Annotated in this window: 15 protein-coding genes and 2 riboswitches; of the genes, 4 read left to right on the top strand and 11 right to left on the bottom strand. The window is 66.1% G+C overall.

Features of this window, described 5'->3' with window-relative positions:
- Positions 1 to 5: 5 nt before the first annotated feature.
- The 5 genes from gcvPA to SVA_RS00675 form a co-directional block, all read right to left on the bottom strand.
- Positions 6 to 1,394, bottom strand: coding sequence for an aminomethyl-transferring glycine dehydrogenase subunit GcvPA (gcvPA, locus tag SVA_RS00695; RefSeq protein WP_096457355.1), 1,389 nt, complete (start codon positions 1,392 to 1,394; stop codon positions 6 to 8).
- A gap of 108 nt (positions 1,395 to 1,502) precedes the next feature.
- Positions 1,503 to 1,898 carry a glycine cleavage system protein GcvH gene (gcvH, locus tag SVA_RS00690; RefSeq protein ID WP_096457352.1) on the bottom strand — a complete coding sequence of 132 codons (396 nt, stop codon included), beginning with the start codon at positions 1,896 to 1,898 and terminating at the stop codon, positions 1,503 to 1,505.
- Between the two features lie 12 nt (positions 1,899 to 1,910).
- Positions 1,911 to 3,008, bottom strand: coding sequence for a glycine cleavage system aminomethyltransferase GcvT (gene gcvT, locus SVA_RS00685; RefSeq protein ID WP_096457349.1), 1,098 nt, complete (start codon positions 3,006 to 3,008; stop codon positions 1,911 to 1,913).
- Between the two features lie 162 nt (positions 3,009 to 3,170).
- Positions 3,171 to 3,255: riboswitch (glycine riboswitch) on the bottom strand.
- 2 nt (positions 3,256 to 3,257) lie between these two features.
- Positions 3,258 to 3,347, bottom strand: a riboswitch (glycine riboswitch).
- 47 nt (positions 3,348 to 3,394) lie between these two features.
- Positions 3,395 to 5,059, bottom strand: coding sequence for an ABC transporter permease (locus SVA_RS00680; RefSeq protein WP_096457346.1), 1,665 nt, complete (start codon positions 5,057 to 5,059; stop codon positions 3,395 to 3,397).
- A 15-nt stretch (positions 5,060 to 5,074) separates the two neighbouring features.
- A complete protein-coding gene (locus SVA_RS00675; protein ID WP_096457343.1) occupies positions 5,075 to 6,079 on the bottom strand; it encodes a Fe(3+) ABC transporter substrate-binding protein in 1,005 nt (334 codons plus the stop codon).
- Between the two features lie 168 nt (positions 6,080 to 6,247).
- On the opposite strand from SVA_RS00675, the gene SVA_RS00670 reads away from it, so the two are divergent.
- Positions 6,248 to 7,096 carry a phosphate/phosphite/phosphonate ABC transporter substrate-binding protein gene (locus SVA_RS00670; RefSeq protein WP_096457340.1) on the top strand — a complete coding sequence of 283 codons (849 nt, stop codon included), beginning with the start codon at positions 6,248 to 6,250 and terminating at the stop codon, positions 7,094 to 7,096.
- On the opposite strand, the gene xth is transcribed toward SVA_RS00670, so the two are convergent.
- The 4 genes from xth to prlC are packed head-to-tail and all read right to left on the bottom strand — an operon-like array spanning position 7,097 to position 11,124.
- Entirely contained in the window at positions 7,097 to 7,867 is a 771-nt protein-coding gene (xth, locus tag SVA_RS00665) for an exodeoxyribonuclease III (protein WP_096457337.1), read from the bottom strand.
- Positions 7,868 to 7,894: 27 nt separating this feature from the next.
- Positions 7,895 to 8,425: a glutaredoxin family protein gene (locus tag SVA_RS00660; RefSeq protein WP_096457334.1), complete on the bottom strand. Its 531-nt coding sequence runs from the start codon at positions 8,423 to 8,425 to the stop codon at positions 7,895 to 7,897.
- 3 nt (positions 8,426 to 8,428) lie between these two features.
- Positions 8,429 to 9,070 carry a TIGR04211 family SH3 domain-containing protein gene (locus SVA_RS00655; protein ID WP_096457331.1) on the bottom strand — a complete coding sequence of 214 codons (642 nt, stop codon included), beginning with the start codon at positions 9,068 to 9,070 and terminating at the stop codon, positions 8,429 to 8,431.
- Positions 9,070 to 11,124 (bottom strand): oligopeptidase A, encoded by a 2,055-nt coding sequence (gene prlC, locus SVA_RS00650; protein WP_420823898.1) that lies wholly within the window; start codon positions 11,122 to 11,124, stop codon positions 9,070 to 9,072. The genes SVA_RS00655 and prlC overlap by 1 nt, the downstream gene beginning before the upstream one ends.
- Positions 11,125 to 11,193: 69 nt before the next feature.
- Here prlC and SVA_RS00645 point away from each other — a divergent pair, with 69 nt between their 5' ends.
- The 3 genes from SVA_RS00645 (at position 11,194) to SVA_RS00635 (ending at position 14,240) form a co-directional block, all read left to right on the top strand.
- Positions 11,194 to 12,177 (top strand): serine/threonine protein kinase, encoded by a 984-nt coding sequence (locus SVA_RS00645; RefSeq protein WP_096457325.1) that lies wholly within the window; start codon positions 11,194 to 11,196, stop codon positions 12,175 to 12,177.
- The gene (gorA, locus tag SVA_RS00640; protein WP_096457322.1) at positions 12,178 to 13,527 is read left to right on the top strand and encodes a glutathione-disulfide reductase; all 1,350 of its coding nucleotides are present in this window, start codon (positions 12,178 to 12,180) and stop codon (positions 13,525 to 13,527) included.
- Between the two features lie 185 nt (positions 13,528 to 13,712).
- Complete coding sequence (locus tag SVA_RS00635) at positions 13,713 to 14,240, top strand: gamma carbonic anhydrase family protein (protein ID WP_096457319.1); 528 nt, start codon at positions 13,713 to 13,715, stop codon at positions 14,238 to 14,240.
- 18 nt (positions 14,241 to 14,258) lie between these two features.
- Here the strand turns inward: SVA_RS00635 and SVA_RS00630 are convergent, their stop codons facing one another.
- The gene (locus tag SVA_RS00630) at positions 14,259 to 14,891 is read right to left on the bottom strand and encodes a BglII/BstYI family type II restriction endonuclease (RefSeq protein ID WP_096457316.1); all 633 of its coding nucleotides are present in this window, start codon (positions 14,889 to 14,891) and stop codon (positions 14,259 to 14,261) included.
- Positions 14,882 to 15,844 carry a DNA-methyltransferase gene (locus tag SVA_RS00625; protein ID WP_096457313.1) on the bottom strand — a complete coding sequence of 321 codons (963 nt, stop codon included), beginning with the start codon at positions 15,842 to 15,844 and terminating at the stop codon, positions 14,882 to 14,884. Before SVA_RS00625 ends, SVA_RS00630 begins: the two co-directional genes overlap by 10 nt.
- Positions 15,845 to 15,949: the final 105 nt, after the last annotated feature.

Genomic DNA, 15,949 nt, shown 5'->3' with positions numbered 1-15,949 from the left:
TGCGTTCAGGTGGTGCTGACCTTCACCGCGCACGGCGGATCCAGTCGCCGCTTGCTCACGATGCGCTCCAGATGGAACGCGTACTGCTCGATGTCCTGCGCCGTGCGGGTTTCGGTTGCGCAGGCGAGCACCGCCGGGCCGAGCTCCGGGTAGTAGCCCGTGAGATCGTAGCCGCCGAGAATCCCCTGCGCTTCGAGCGCGCGCAGCGTGTCGCCCACCGGGGCGTCGAGCCGGAGCACGACTTCGTGGAACACCGGCCGGTCGAACACGCGCGACACGCCCTGGATGGCGGTGAGCCGCTCGGTCAGCGCCCGGGTGTTCGCGTGGCAGGCCGCGGCGACGCGCTCGAGCCCGTCCGGCCCGAGCAGACTCATATAAATGGTCGCGGCGGTGACGACCAGGCCCTGGTTGGTGCAGATGTTCGACGTGGCCTTGGAGCGGCGGATGTGCTGCTCGCGCGCCTGGAGCGTCAGCGTGAATCCGCGCCTGCCGTCCCTGTCCACCGTGCGACCCACGATGCGACCCGGCATCTGGCGCACGAGCGCCTCCTTGCAGCACATGAAACCGAAGTACGGCCCGCCCGAGGACAGCGGCGCGCCGAGCGGCTGACCCTCGCCGACCGCGATGTCCGCGCCTTTCGTGCCCCACTGACCGGGCGGCTTGAGCAGCGCGAGCGAGGTCGGATTGACCAGGCCGATCACGATCATGCCGCGCGCATGCGCCGCGTCGGTCAGCGCGTCCACGTCCTCGAGCACGCCGAAGAAGTTCGGCTGCGGGACGACGAGCGCGGCGCAGTCGCCGGCGGGAAGCGCGCTCTCCGGCGTATGGCCGCCCTCCGGGTCGTAGGGCACCTCGACGAGCTCGATTCCCTGGTTCTTCACGATCGCCTGCACCACCTGGCGATAGATCGGGTGCACGGTCCTCGGCACGAGGATGCGGCGCGCGCTCTTGTGGGCGCGCACCGCCATGAGCACCGCCTCGGCGAGCGCCGACGCCCCTTCGTAGAGCGAGGCGTTCGCGACGTCCATGCCGGTCAGGCTCGCGATCATCGTCTGGTACTCGTAGAGGAGCTGGAGGGTCCCCTGCGACGCCTCCGCCTGGTACGGCGTGTAGGCGCTGTAGAACTCGCCGCGCGTGGTGATCTCCCACACGGCGGCCGGGATGTGGTGCTCGTACGCGCCCGCGCCGATGAAGTTGAGGTAGAAGCCGTCCTGGCTCGCGCGCTCCTGCATCAGGCGCGCGACCTGCATCTCGTTCAGGCTTTCGGGGACTCGTGCGAGCCTGCCCGCGCGCAGCTTCTCGGGAATCTCGTCGAACAGCTTGTCGATGCTGCCCACCCCGATGGCGGCGAGCATCGCCTCGATGTCGGCGTCGGTATGCGGATTGAACGGCATATCGGTCCTGGAAAAAATCTTGAATGTTGAATTTTGAATGCTTAATCGAGGTGCGCGCTAAGCGCGCTCTTTAATTCAACATTCGACATTAAGCATTCAGCATTCGCGTCAGTGCTTCTCTGACGCGACCAAAGCGTCGTAGGCCGCGGCGTCGAGCAGGGCGTCCACCGACGCGGCGTTAGCCGGACGCAGGCGGAACATCCAGCCGGAGCCGTAGGGATCCTTGTTGACGGTCTCCGGCGCGCCCGCGAGGGCCTCGTTGACCGCGGTGACTTCGCCTTCGACCGGGGCGTAGACGTCGGAAGCGGCCTTCACCGACTCGACGACCGCGCACTCCTTCCCGGCCGCGACCTTGCGCCCGACCTGGGGGAGCTCGACGTAGACCATGTCGCCCATCAGGTCCTGCGCGTGGTCGGTGATGCCGACCGTCACGGTGCCGTCCGGCTCGCGGCGCACCCATTCGTGGGACTTGGTGTACTTGAGGTTGCTCGGTGTCTTGCTCATGAGAGAGGTCCTTTAGGAAAGGCAGCTCTTGCCGTGGCGGACGAAGGGATATTTGACGACGCGGGCGTTCGCCATTTTACCGCGGATGTCGACCTGCGCCCGCGCGCCCGTCGGCACGGACGCGGGCACGCGCGCGAGCGCGATCGAGAGACCGAGCGTGGGAGAAAAACTGCCGCTGGTGATCTCGCCCATGCCGTAGCCCTCGCACAGCACCTTCTGGTGCCCGCGCAGCACGCCCTTGTCCTCGAGCACGAGCCCGACGAGGCCGCGCGGAATGCCCGCGGCCTTCTGCTTTTCGAGCGCCTCGCGGCCGATGAACTTGCGCGTCGACGGTTCGAGCGCCACCGTCCACGCGAGCCCCGATTCGAGCGGAGTCGTCGTCTCGTCCATGTCCGCGCCGTAGAGATTCATCCCGGCCTCGAGCCGCAGCGTATCGCGCGCGCCGAGGCCGATGGGTTTCACGCCCGCCTCGGCCAGCATCTGCCAGGTGAACGGCGCGGCCTTCGCCGGGAGGATGATCTCGAAACCGTCCTCGCCGGTATAGCCGGTGGTCGCGACGAAGAGCTCGCCGACGGTCGTCGCCACGAACGGCTTGAGATCGGCCGTCGCCGATCGCAGCGACTCGCCGAGCGCCGCGTACACCTTCTCGCGCGCGTTCGGGCCCTGCACGGCGATCATGGCCAGGTCCGGGCGCTCGGTCACCTCCACGCCGCCGAACTGCTGCGCCGCGCTGTTGATCCAGGCGAGGTCCTTCTCGCGCGTCCCCGCGTTCGCGACCATGCGAAACCACGTCTCGTCGAGGTAGTACACGATGACGTCGTCGATGACGCCGCCCTGGCTGTTGAGCATGCAGCTGTAGAGCGCCTTGCCCCGCGTCTTGAGCTTCTCGACGTTGTTCGCGAGCAGCAGGCGCAGGAAGTCGCGCGTCTCGCCGCCCTTGAGGTCGACGACGTTCATGTGCGAGACGTCGAACATGCCGGCGTCGCGACGGACCTGGTGGTGCTCCTCGAGCTGGGAGCCGTAATGCAGCGGCATGTCCCAGCCGCTGAAATCGACCATCTTCGCACCGCTCTTCAGGTGCGTTTCGTACAACGGCGTTCGGTTGGCCATGGGAATAAAACCAGTGATAAGTGATAAGTGCTGAGTGCCACGTTCAGGTGCGCGCGAAACGCGCTCCTCAACTAGTCACTTATCACTTTGCACTTGACACTGAAGTCCTCGGTTTGTCGACGTTTCCGGTAACAGAAAAGATAAAAGGGCGATGGCTTACGCCATCGCCCCTCTGTCCGGTGACCTGAGAGTCTTTAAGCCCCTTCGGTGGGCCGGCTGGAACCGGCCGCTCTCCAGAGTCGACGTGTGCTTGCGCCTGCGGTCCTTCTGCCTGAGCGATTCCGGGCGGGTTGCGCCTTCGGCGCCCGCGATGAAGCGGGTCTCTCCCACAGGGCGTTCGTCGGGCGGCCACTATAGCGCAGCCGCAACGACGCCGGAAGCCTGCGTCAGTGCATGCGCGCCGAACGGCGCACGAGCATCACGACCGGAATGAGCCCGACGGCGACGAGCGTCACCGCGGGAAGGGCCGCCTGCTCCCACTGGCCTTCGGACGTCCACTCGAAGATGCGCGTCGCGAGCGTGTCCCAGCCGAACGGGCGCAGCAGCAGGGTCGCCGGCATTTCCTTCATGACCTCCACGAAGACGAGCAGGCCCGCCGTCAGGAGCCCCGCGCGCAGCATGGGGATGGAGATGCGCCAGAGGATCTCGAGATTGCTGGCGCCGAGGCTGCGCGCCGCCTGCCACAGCGACGGCTTGATGCGCTCGAAGCTGCTGTCGATCGGGCCGTGCGCCACCGCCATGAAGCGCACGCCGTAGGCGAGAATCAGGGCGAGGAGGCTCCCGGCCAGCACGGGGCCCGCCATCCCCTCGCCGAGGAAGGCGGCCAGGCGTGCGTCGAGCCACACGAACGACACCATGATGCCGACCGCGAGCACGGAGCCGGGCAGCGCGTACCCCAGGGTCGCGAAGCGCACCATGGCGCGCACGAACCGGTCCGGTTTGAGGCGATACGTGTAGGCCAGCAGGAGCGCGCAGAACGTGGTGACCAGGGCGGCGGTCGCACCCAGGAGGAGCGTGTTCGCCAGAAATCGCAGGTAGCGCCCGTCGAAGGACTCGCCCGCCACCTCGACCGTCCAGAGCACGAGCTGGAAAACCGGTATGACGAACGCCGCGAGCAGGACGACGGCCGATACCGCCGACGCCCCCGCGGCCGCCAGGCCTCCGAGCCGGTAGCGCCCGTCGCGGCCCCGCTTGAGCCCCAGGTGATAGCGCGCCCGCCCCCGCATGGCGCGCTCGGTCACGAGCGCGACGGCGACGAAAAGCAGGAGCAGGGAGGCGAGCTGGGCCGCGGCCTCGAGACTGAAAAGCCCGAGCCACGCCTTGTAGATCGCGGTCGTGAACGTGTCGTAGTTGAAGATCGACACCGCGCCGAAATCCGCGAGGGCCTCCATCAGCGCCAGGGCGACGCCGGCCGCGATCGCCGGCCGCGCCATGGGAACCGCGACCCGCAGGAAGGCCGCCCACGGCGAGAGCCCGAGCAGACGCGCCGTCTCGAAGAGACTGCGCCCCTGCGAAAGAAAGGCGGCGCGCGCCAGCATGTACACGTAGGGGTAGAAGGCGAGCGTCATGACCAGCACGACCCCGCCGCTCGAGCGGATCGGCGGCAGCCATTCCCCCGGCCCGAACGCGGCCCGAAGCACGGTTTGGACCGGGCCGCTGAAATCGAGCAATCCGACCAGCACGAACGCGAGCACGTAGGCCGGCATCGCGAGAGGCAGCATCAGCGCCCAGTCGAAGAAGCGACGCCCCGGGAACTCGCACATCGCCGTCAGCCATGCCAGACCCACGCCGACGGCGAACACGCCGATGCCGACACCGACGACGAGCACCACGGTGTTCAGCAGCAGATCGGGCAGGACGGTCTCGGCGAGGTGCGCCCACACGTCGCCGGCGGGCTGCAACCAGGCGGCGGCAACCACGAGGATCGGCGCGGCCACGGTGAGCGCCACCGCGAGGCTCGCGAGCTGCCACAGCCGTACGTTGACGTTCAGCCAGGCCGAGATCCCGCTCTCGACCCCGGGCCGTTCGTTGCCCGCGGATAGGGCGCTCATCCTCGGTACCGCCCGTTACCGGTAACCCGCCCGGTCCATGAGCTTCACGGCTGCGGCCTGAAGGCGGCCGGCTTCGGAGACGTTGATCGTGTCCTGCTTGAACGCGCCCCAGGCCGCGACGTCCGGATGGGGCTTCACGCGCGGGTTGGCCGGATACTCCATGTTCTCGTCGGCGAAGAGGTTCTGGGCCTTCTCCGACGACAGCCACTCGATGAGCCGGATCGCGGCGTCGCGGTGCTTCGCGTGCGCCGTGACGCCGGCACCCGAGACGTTCACGTGCACGCCGCGATCGTTCTGGTTCGGCCAGTAGATCGCGAGCGGGAGCGCCGGCTTCTTTTTCATCAGGCGGCCGAAGTAGTACGTGTTGACGATGCCCACGTCGCACTGACCGGCGGCGATCGCCTCCAGCACCTTCGTGTCGTCGGACATCGGCGACGCCGCCAGATTGGCCACCCATGCGCGCACGATCTCCTCCGTCTTCGCTTCGCCCATGCGCGCGATCATCATCGCCACCAGCGACTGGTTATAGACCTTCTTCGACGTGCGCAGGCACAGCCGGTCCTTCCACTTCGGGTCGCCCAGCGCTTCGTAGGTCGAGAGCTCCGAGCGCTGGACGCGCCCGGGGTTGTACACGATCGTCCGTGCCCGGACCGACAGCCCGTACCAGCGCCCTTCGGGATCGCGCAGGTGCGCGGGGACATTCTCCGTGAGCGTCTTCGAGTCGACCCTGGCGAGCACGCCCTGCTCGGCGGCATACCAGAGATTGCCGGCATCGACGGTCAGGAGGATATCGGCCGGTGTCTTCGCGCCCTCCGCCTTCAGGCGCTCGAGCAGCGGCCCTTCCTTGTCGGTAATGAAGCGCACGGCGGTGCCCGTCTGCTTCGTGTAGGCGTCGAACAGGGGGCGGATGAGCTGCTCGTTGCGCGCCGAGTAGACGACGACTTCCTCCGCGGCGGCGGCGGAAAGGGGGTGCGACACGCCCAGCAGGGACAGGGCTACCAACAGGAACCGGACCTTCATTTCGGAACTCCTTGATCTCGCGCTCGTGCGCTTGGGGAGGCGCTATTATCCGGAGTTCTCTCCGTAATGCAAATCGTTCTCATTTGCGTCTCGGAAAATCCCGTACGCTCAGTACCAATTTTGTATGGCGTCTAGACTGGACAGACAGCCTCACACAAAGGGTGCGCCATGCTTTCCACCGCCAGGTCTCGCAGTCTGTTCTTCGTCGCCGCGCTGTCCCTTTCCGCCCCCGCCGCTGCCGACTACGTCTTCTCGGCGCCTCCGAGGGGCGAAGGCGGTGACGAAAGCGACGTGTACCAGCCGATTGCCGAGTATCTCTCCGCCGCCATCGGCAAGAAGATCGTCTACCGCCACTCGGACAACTGGCTCACGTATCAGAACGAGATGCGCAAGGGAACCTACGATCTCGTGTTCGACGGCCCGCACTTCCTCTCGTGGCGCATCGAGAAGCTGCAGCACGAGCCGCTGGTGAAGTTTCCCGGCAAGCTCGCGTTCGTGGTCATCACCCGGAAGGACAACGACCGGATCCAGTCGGTCTCGAACCTCGCCGGCCGCACGGTGTGCGGCATGCCGGCTCCCAACCTCGCGACGCTGACGCTGTATTCGCTGTTCGACAATCCCGCGCGGCAGCCGCTCGTCAGGGAGGCGAAGACGTTCAAGCAGGCCTACGAGGACATGATCGCGGGCAAGTGTGTCGGCGCGGCGTTGCGCGACGCCGCCTTCAACAAGCTGGACAAGGGCAAGAACGCCGCCAACGTACTGTTTCACAGCAAGGGCGTTCCGAACCAGGCTTTTTCGGCCGGCCCCCGCTTCACGGCGGAGGACAAGCAGAAGATCGTCAATGCGATGCTCGCCCCCGAGGCGAAGGTGAAACTCGCCCTGTTTCTCGATCGCTTCAACATGAAGGACAAGGATCTCCTCCCGGCCAGCCGGGCCGAGTTCGAAGGCGTGGCACTGCTGCTCAAGGACACGTTCGGCTTCGACCTGGCGGCGAACGAAGACCCGGCGCGGCCCTGATCAGTCGGTGTCGAGGTCGGCGACGACCGGCGCGTGGTCGGACGGCCTCTCCCGACCGCGCGGCTCCCGGTCGATGAAGCACGCTTTCGCCCGCGCCGCTAGCGCGGGGCTGGCGAGAATGTGGTCGATCCGCAGCCCCTGGTTGCGCCGGAACGCACCCGCGCGGTAATCCCACCAGGTGTAGTGCCCCGCTTCCGACGTGAAGCGCCGGAAGAGATCGACGAGCCCGAGGCCGACCAGACTCCGCAGCGCGTCGCGCTCGGGCTCGCTGAAGAGGACCTGGTTGCGCCAGAGCTTCGGCTCGTACACGTCGCGGTCCTCCGGCGCGATGTTGAAATCCCCGACGATGACGAGGCGCTCGTGGCGCGCGAGCTCGCCGGCGAGCCATGCCCGCAGCGCCTCCAGCCATTCGAGCTTGTACGCGTACTTGGGGGAGCCCACCCGTTCGCCGTTCGGCACGTACACGTTCAGCACGCGCACGCCCGCGATCGTCGCGGCAAGGAATCGCTTCTGACCGGAATCGAGGCCCGGCGCTTCGGTCAGCACCTCGGTCGCCGAATGCCGCACGAGCGTCGCCACGCCGTTGTAGCCTTTCTGTCCCGCGTGCAGCACGACGTAGCCGGCCGCCTGCAGCTCCAGCTTCGGGAACTCTTCGTCGGGGACCTTGGTTTCCTGCAGACAGGCGACATCCGGGCGCTGCCGGTCCAGCCAGTCCAGGACGTGGGGCAGGCGCGCGCGGATGGAGTTGACGTTCCAGGTGGCGAGCTTCACGGCGGGAGGAGTGTACCGCTCGCCGGGTTACTGATCGGCCTTTGCGGCCTCCTGCGTTTCGGCGGCGTCGGCCGCGTCGGCCTTTTCGGGCTCTTCCGGGCGCGGATACCCGGCCTGGTCGAGCTCGCCCTCGAGCAGCGACTCGAGGTACCCGCGCATGACCTTGGAGCCGACGGTGATGGTCGGGACGGCGAGGCCGCCCGCCTGCTTGATGAGCTCTTCCTGCAGCTTGCGATCGCCCTCGACGTTCTTCTCGGTGAAGGGAATGCCGCGCTTCTGCAGGTAGGTGCGTGCGGTGTCGCAGCTTCCGCAGCGGGGGGCCGCGTAGAGCACGACCGGGCTCTTCTCGGCCGCGGCCGCCATGGCCTCGTTGTCCACCGCCACGCGCGCGCGCCCGCCGAGCTGCTTCTCCTCGACGCGGTAGTCGTCCGTGGGGGGCGGCTGGTCGTGGTACGAGACGCGCCCCTCCTTGTCGACCCACTTGTAGAGCTTCTGGCCGTGCGCGGCCGAGGCCGCGCCCAGCGCGGCGAGCAGGATCAGCAATGCTCGCAGGTGCATGCCTCAGACCCTCAGGTACATGCCGCCCATGCGGCGGCGTATCGACTCGCGAACCCAGACGATGCCGGCGACGAAACCCACCAGAAGCATAGCAAAGCTGACCAGAACCCAAAGGACGGGAGAGGCGCTTTCGTCGCCCGGGGGCGCCGTTTCGGCCACTCCCGGGGGCGGTTCGGGGGCGGGCGCCGGTCGCGCCCGTGCCTCCGCGAGCGCGGCCTGGGTGCGGGCAAGCTCCGCCCGGGTCTCGGCGAGCTCGGCCTCGACCTTTTTCGCGTCGGCCGGAGCCTCTGCCGGGGCGGCCTTGGCCCGGTCGAGCTGGGTCTGGAGCTGAACGATTTGGGCGCGAGTGCGGTCCAGGTCGGTCTTGAGCGAGCGGACCTGCTCGCGCGCCGGCGGCTGGGCGGTCAGGTAGCGCCCGTCCACCCAGCCCTCCGCGCCGTCCTTGTCGCGCACGCGCGCCTGGTTGCCGTAGCGCTCGAGCACCTCGAGACCCGTCCCGCTCTCGAGCACCTTGACCGTCGCCGCGTTCTCGGTGAAGTCGGCGCGCAGCGGAATCTCGAGGCGATCGGTCAGGAAGACGCTTTCGGCGAAGCCCGCACCGGGGGTCAGCAGCGCAGCCGCCAGGAGCCAGACGCGGGCGCGCATCAGGCGGCGAGCCCCGAATGGCGCAGCAGCGGTTCGATCGAGGGTTCCCGACCGCGGAACGCCACGAACAGCTCCATCGGCTCGCGGGTGCCGCCCTGCTCGAGGATATGCTGCAGGAATTCCCGCCCCGTGCCGGAATCGAACACGCCCCGCTCCTCGAACTTGCTGAAGGCGTCCGCCGACAGGACCTCGGCCCACTTGTAGCTGTAGTAGCCGGCGGCGTAGCCGCCCGCGAAAATGTGGCTGAAGCTGTTCTGGAATCGGTTGAACGCGGGCGGGACGACGACGGCCACCTCCTCCCGCACCTCGTCGAGGAGCTGCTGCACCGACTTGGAACCGTCCGGGTCGTAATCGCTGTGCAGCCGCATGTCGAAGAGCGCGAACTCGAGCTGGCGCACGAACTGCATGCCCGACTGGAAGTTCCGGGCCGCGTGCATCTTCCGGTAGAGCGCCTCGGGCAGCTTCTCGCCGGTCTCGTAGTGCCCGCTGATGAGATCGAGCGACTCGCGCTCCCAGCACCAGTTCTCCATGAACTGCGACGGCAGCTCCACCGCGTCCCACGCGACGCCGTTGATGCCGGCGACGCCCAGGTAGTCGACGCGGGTCAGCATGTGATGCAGGCCGTGGCCGAACTCGTGGAACAGCGTGTTCACCTCCTCGTGGGTGAAGAGTGCCGGGCGCCCGTCCACCGGCGACGAAAAGTTGCAGGTGAGGTAGGCGACCGGGACCTGCACGTCGCCGTTGCGGCGCCGGCGGCTCAGGCAGTCGTCCATCCAGGCGCCGCCGCGCTTGTTGGGCCGCGCATAAAGGTCGACGTAGAAGCGCCCGCGCACCTCGCCCGCGTCGTCGCGGATCTCGTAAAAGCGTACGTCCGGGTGCCAGGTCTCGACACCCTGTACCGGCCGGATATCGAGCCCGTAAAGCCGCTTCACGACCTCGAACATCCCCGGCACCACGCGCGTTTCCGGGAAGTAGGGTCGCAGCTCCTCCTGGGAGAAGGCGTAGCGGCTCTGCCGCAGCTTCTCGGAGTAATACGCGAGATCCCAGGCCTCCAGCCGCTCCACGTTGTGCTCGGCGCGGGCATAGTCCTTCAGCATCTCCAGATCGCGCCGCGCCGCCGGCCTGGCCTTCGCCGCGAGGTCGTGCAGGAAATCGAGCACCTGCGGCACGGTCTTCGCCATGCGCGTCTGCAGCGCGTACTGCGCGTAGTTCTCGTAATCGAGCAACGCGGCGGCCTCCTTGCGCAGCTTCACGATGCGCACCATCAGCTCGCCGTTGTCGAAGCGGCCGGCGTTCGGCCCCTGGTCGCTCGCGCGCGTGACGAAGGCCTCGTACATCCGCTGCCGGAGCTCGCGGCGGTCCGCGTACGTCATGAACGCGATGTACGACGGCGCCTCGAGCGTGAACTTCCAGCCCTTCTTGCCCTCGCGCTCGGCCGTCTGCCTCGCCATGGCGAGCGCGCTCGGCGGCAGGCCCGCGACGTCGGCCGAATCGGTGAGCACGAGCTCCCACGCCTGGGTGGCGTCGAGCACGTTCTCGGAGTACCCGGCGGCGAGCGTCGAAAGCTCCTTCTGGATCTCCTTGAAGCGCGCCTTCCTGTCGGGCGGCAGCTCGGCCCCGCCGAGGCGAAAGTCCCGCAGCGTGTTCTCGATGATCTTCTTCTGCGCGGGCGAGAGGCTCGCGTAGTCGGCCCGGGCGGCGATGGCCTTGTAAGCGGCGTAGAGCCGCTCGTCCTGCGCGATCTCCGCGGAATACTCCGCGATCCGCGGCACGCCGGCGTTGTACGCGGCGCGCAGCGGCTCGCTGTTCACCACGGCGTTGAGGTGCGACACGGGCCCCCACACACGCTGCAGGCGCTCCTGGAGATCCTCCATGGGGCCGGCGAGGTTGTCCCAGCTGTAGTCGCGGGTGGCCGCGAGGAGCGCGTCGCGGCGTTTGCGGTTGTCCGCGAGGATATAATCGAGCGCGGGAGCGATGTGCTCCGGGCGGATCGCGGCGAAGGGCGGCAGGCCGGCGCGGCCGGGTTCGGCAAAATCGAGCAGCGGATTGGGCAGCGGCATATCCATGTCGGGGAATCGGGTGATCCTGGGAAGGCCGCTAATTTAGCACGCCGGCGAGACGCGATGCAGACGAGCCACCCCTACGACGACCTGACCCCCGAGACCATCCTCGAGGCCGTGGAGACCACGGGCGTGCGCTGCACGGGCGCGCTGCTCGCGCTGAACAGCTACGAGAACCGCGTCTATCGGGTGGATACCGAGGCGGACGGGTTTCAGGTCGCCAAGTTCTACCGGCCGGCGCGCTGGTCCGACGAGGCGATCCTCGAGGAGCACGCCTTCACGCACGAGCTCGCCGAGCACGAGATTCCGGTGGTCCCGCCGCTCACCCACGCCGGCCGCACGCTCCACGAGTACCGCGGTTTTCGCTTCGCGCTCTTCGCCTGGCGCCCGGCGCGCATGGCCGAGCTCAACACCGCCGACGACTTTCGCGTGCTCGGGCGCTACGTAGGGCGGCTGCACGCGGTCGGACGCGCCACGCGGTTCCGCCATCGCATCACGCTGACGGCGGCGAACTACGGCGAGGCCGCCGTCCAGCGCCTCGCGGGCTGCGCGCTCCTGCCCGACGAGCTGCGCGACTCGTTCGCGGCGATCACGCGCCTCGTCCTCGATCGCCTGCGCGACGCCTATCCTCCCGACGCCGCGCCGACCATCCGGCTGCACGGCGACCTGCACCTCGGCAACGTGCTCTGGGGCGCGCAGGGCCCGATCCTCGTCGACCTCGACGATTGCCTCATGGGCCCGCGCGTGCAAGATTTGTGGATGCTGCTGTCGGGCGAACGCGCGGAGCGCGAGCGCCAGCTGGAGGACATCCTGTCGGGCTACACGCAGTTCGCCTCGTTCGATTCCGCCGAGCTCGCGCTCGTCGAGCCGCTGCGCACGCTCCGGCTCCTGCACTACAACGCCTGGATCGCGGCGCGCTGGGACGACCCCGCATTCCCGCGCAGCTTTCCCTGGTTCGCGACCGGCCGGCACTGGCAGGACCTGATCCTCACCCTGCGCGAGCAGCTCGCGGCGCTCGATGAGCCGCCGCTGTCGTGGAGCGGCTGAGTGGGCCGCCGGTTCGACCTCGTCGTGATCGGCGGCGGCAGCGGCGGCATCGCCACCGCCCGGCGCGCGGCCGGGCACGGCGCGAAGGTCGCGCTGATCGAGAGGGACCGCATCGGCGGCACCTGCGTGAACCGCGGCTGCGTGCCGAAGAAGGTCATGTGGCACGCGGCCTCGGTCGCCGAGACGATCGAGGACGCGCGCGACTACGGCTTCGACGTCGAGGCGAAGGGATTCGACTGGGCAAGGCTGCGCGCGGCGCGCGAGGCGTACCTCGAACGGCTGAACGGCATCTATCACCGGGGCCTCGACGCCTCGGGCGTCACCGAGATCGCGGGCACGGCGCGTTTCGTCGATGCGCACACCGTGGAGGTGAATGGCGAGCGGCTCGAAGGGAACCACGTGCTGATCGCGACCGGGTCGCGCCCGGAGGTCCCCGACGTCGCGGGCGCCGAGCTCGGCATCACGAGCGACGGTTTCTTCGAGCTGACACGGCAGCCGCGGCGGGTCGTCGTGATCGGCGGCGGCTACATCGCGGTCGAGCTCGCCGGGCTGCTCGACAGCCTGGGTTCGGAGGTCTCGCTCCTGTTGAGAGGCGAGACGCTGCTCACGCGCTTCGATGCCAGCCTGCGCGACACGCTCATGGAGGAGATGCAGAAGCACGGGATCAGCATTCTGACTTCCGTGCGGCTGCAAGGCGTCGAGCGCGACGGCGACGCGCTCGCGCTCTGCATCGGCAGCGGCGAGCGGGTGACCGGCTACGACACGGTGATCTGGGCGACCGGTCGGAAACCGAACACCGAGGGGTTGAACCTCGAGGGGACCGGCGTGCGCACGAACGAGCGGGGCGAGATCGTGGTCGATGGCTACCAGAACACCAATGTGCCGAACGTCTATGCCGTCGGCGACGTGACCGGCCGCCTCCCGCTCACGCCGGTCGCGATCGCCGCCGGCCGCCGCCTCGCCGATCGCGTGTTCGGCGGCAAGCCCGAGTCGCGCCTCGACTACGCCAACGTGCCCACCGTGGTCTTCTCGCATCCGCCGATCGGCACCGTCGGCATGACCGAAGAGGAGGCGCGCGAGCTTTACGGCGAGGCGGGCGTGAAGGTCTACCAGACGCGTTTCACGCCGATGTACCATGCCCTCACGCGCCGCCGCGTGCCGACCGTGATGAAGCTCGTCACGATCGGCGAGCGGGAGAAGATCGTCGGCTGCCACGTGATCGGGCTCTTTGCCGACGAGATCATCCAGGGCTTCGCGGTCGCGGTGAAGATGGGCGCGACGAAGAGCGACTTCGACAACACCGTGGCGATCCACCCGACGAGCGCGGAAGAGTTCGTGACGATGCGCTAGAGCCGCGAGCTATAGAGTTCGTCGCGCATTTTCGACCCCCTCTCCCCGCTTGCGGGGAGAGGGAAGGGGTGAGGGGCCTCGCGAAGAATGGCGCTGTTTCAGGCGCCCCCTCACCCCGCCCTCTCCCCCACACGTGGGGGAGAGGGAGCTACTGTGTTGTGCGAACCTCCGACTCAGGACACGCGATGCCGACCCGAACCTACAAAGGAATCGAACCCAACCTCGGTGCGAACGTGTACATCGCGCCGGAGTCCGTCGTCATCGGCGACGTGGTGCTCGGCGACGACGTCTCCGTGTGGCCGATGTCGTCGATCCGGGGCGACGTGAACCGAATCCGCATCGGCGCGCGCACCAACATCCAGGACGGCACGGTGATCCACGTGACGGCGCCGAACCGCGAGCTCCCCGAGGGCCGCGCGACGATCGTCGGCGAGGACGTCACGGTCGGCCACAACTGCATCCTCCACGCCTGCACCATCGAGTCCGGCTGCCTGATCGGCATGGGCTCGATCGTCCTCGACGGCGCCGTGCTGCGCTCCGGCGTGTTTCTGGGGGCCGGCAGCCTCGTGACGGAAGGGAAGGAGCTCGAAGGCGGCTACCTCTGGATCGGCCGCCCGGCCAAGAAGGCGCGCGAGCTGACCGACGCCGAGCGCGCCTGGTTCGAACAGTCGGCGCGCCACTACGTGAAGCTCAAGAACGACTATTTGAAGTAGTGACCGAAGATTAAGTTATTAAGGAGCGATACCCAAGATCAGCAACGGCACGGGCGGGCTATTTCGGCCATGCCTGAGTATGTTGTACACCTCTCCTTCGTAGTAGGCGATGCCAGTGGACATCAATCGGCCCCCTTTTGGGTCACTGGCCATCGCTTTCACCGGAAGAACTTCGACACCGACGTTTATGATGCCCCCAGAATAGAACAGCAAATGTTTAACAAACAGATCAAAAGCGACAAAAGCATATTTTCCGAACTGAACTTCGATCGCGATCTTGTCCTTTACAAAGTCTGTTTGTTTGTAGGACTTGATAGGTTCTTTGATTCCTTTGCTTATAAGAAACGCTTTCTGTTCTTTCGGTGAAAGCGTAATCATCTCTTGAAGATAATCGCGCTTCGTTGTTACGTAGTAGTGGTAACGCGATTCCGCCCAACCCTTAGCGCGAAACAGCTTGGCGAACTCGTTATTCAGCCTTTTCGGGCCGTAAAGTCTCTTTCCGTGCATCGTCTTTTCCTTGCTCTCCTTAACCAGGCAAGCCGATGCATCTACTGCCGCTATAACCTGCTTTATCTCTTTGTAGACCTTTGGATGATGAACGATTAAGTACTCTTCGCCATTCAGGTGGGAATACGACTCGACTATTCGCATTGTTCCTCTACTTCATAGCGCGCAGAGGTTTCTAATAGCGCTAGCTGCTTCTTCTTGTACTCGAGTTTGTCCCAAGGATTTTGCGTAAGGCTGTGACCAGCATCCTTCGGGTCATAGACGGGGCGATGCATGGGCCGGTAACGAAGCGATCCCTTATACGCCTGACGGACGCGTTCGTCCGCAATTCGCACGTAATCGGTTGAAATCTCAGATCCTGCACCGCGTCGTCCGTGCAGGACTGCTGCTACAACGCTTGTACCTACGCCGAGAAAAGGATCGAGAACCCAATCGTTTCGTCTCGTCATCGAGAGGATCAGGCGCGCAACGAGCTCGATAGGGAACTGACATGGATGCTCCGTTTTCTCGACGTGGTTGTTCTTAACATTTGGAAACACCCAGACATCACCGGGATTCTTTCCCAGCGGGTTGCACGAATACTGTCCCGCTCGAGGGCCTTTGAAATGTTTCTTTCCCGGGTACTTCTGGGGTACACGAACAGCGTCTAGATCGAAGACATAGTCATCTGACTTTGTGAACCAAATAATTGTCTCGTACCGCCCCGAGAAGCGCTTCGTACAGTGAAGCCCGTGCTCGAAATGCCAAACGATGCGGTTGCGCATTTTGAGCCCGTTTTGTGTGAAGAGCGGATATAGGATCGTATCGAGGGGGATGATCGACCCATTGTCGACATAATTCCCAACCTGCCAACAAATGCTTCCTGTCCTTTTCAGTACGCGAGCGGACTCGCGTATAACAGCGGCCTGCTGCTCAATGTACTGTTCGAGCTTTAGTTTCTTTTCGTATTTCTTACCGATGTTGTACGGAGGAGATGTGACGACGAGTTGTACCGTCTCGTCGGCAATCGTTCCGAGAAAGTCTAGACAATCGCCTTTAAAGATTACGGCCCGTTCGTTTTTTCCGAACCGTCGTGCAACGTTGCGCGTCTTCTCCATAAGTTGCTGATTTGGCGGTTGTTATCTGAAACTGGGGGCGTGGTTAAACCGAGCTAATAGTCAGGGACTTGGCCTCCCCTGGTCAAGCCAAAAATCCGGTCCCAC

The sequence above is a fragment of the Sulfurifustis variabilis genome (assembly GCF_002355415.1).
GTDB lineage: Bacteria > Pseudomonadota > Gammaproteobacteria > Acidiferrobacterales > Sulfurifustaceae > Sulfurifustis > Sulfurifustis variabilis.
Note: the sequence above shows the minus strand (reverse complement) of the source record. Positions and strands in the feature narration are given on the sequence as shown.

Excerpts from the sequence above, each read along its gene's own strand:
- gcvPA (WP_096457355.1), bottom strand. The coding sequence starts at position 1,394 with ATGCCGTTCAATCCGCATACCGACGCCGACATCGAGGCGATGCTCGCC.
- gcvH (WP_096457352.1), bottom strand. The coding sequence starts at position 1,898 with ATGAGCAAGACACCGAGCAACCTCAAGTACACCAAGTCCCACGAATGG.
- gcvT (WP_096457349.1), bottom strand. The coding sequence starts at position 3,008 with ATGGCCAACCGAACGCCGTTGTACGAAACGCACCTGAAGAGCGGTGCG.
- SVA_RS00680 (WP_096457346.1), bottom strand. The coding sequence starts at position 5,059 with ATGAGCGCCCTATCCGCGGGCAACGAACGGCCCGGGGTCGAGAGCGGG.
- SVA_RS00675 (WP_096457343.1), bottom strand. The coding sequence starts at position 6,079 with ATGAAGGTCCGGTTCCTGTTGGTAGCCCTGTCCCTGCTGGGCGTGTCG.
- SVA_RS00670 (WP_096457340.1), top strand. The coding sequence starts at position 6,248 with ATGCTTTCCACCGCCAGGTCTCGCAGTCTGTTCTTCGTCGCCGCGCTG.
- SVA_RS00660 (WP_096457334.1), bottom strand. The coding sequence starts at position 8,425 with ATGCACCTGCGAGCATTGCTGATCCTGCTCGCCGCGCTGGGCGCGGCC.
- SVA_RS00655 (WP_096457331.1), bottom strand. The coding sequence starts at position 9,070 with ATGCGCGCCCGCGTCTGGCTCCTGGCGGCTGCGCTGCTGACCCCCGGT.
- SVA_RS00645 (WP_096457325.1), top strand. The coding sequence starts at position 11,194 with ATGCAGACGAGCCACCCCTACGACGACCTGACCCCCGAGACCATCCTC.
- SVA_RS00635 (WP_096457319.1), top strand. The coding sequence starts at position 13,713 with ATGCCGACCCGAACCTACAAAGGAATCGAACCCAACCTCGGTGCGAAC.
- SVA_RS00630 (WP_096457316.1), bottom strand. The coding sequence starts at position 14,891 with ATGCGAATAGTCGAGTCGTATTCCCACCTGAATGGCGAAGAGTACTTA.
- SVA_RS00625 (WP_096457313.1), bottom strand. The coding sequence starts at position 15,844 with ATGGAGAAGACGCGCAACGTTGCACGACGGTTCGGAAAAAACGAACGG.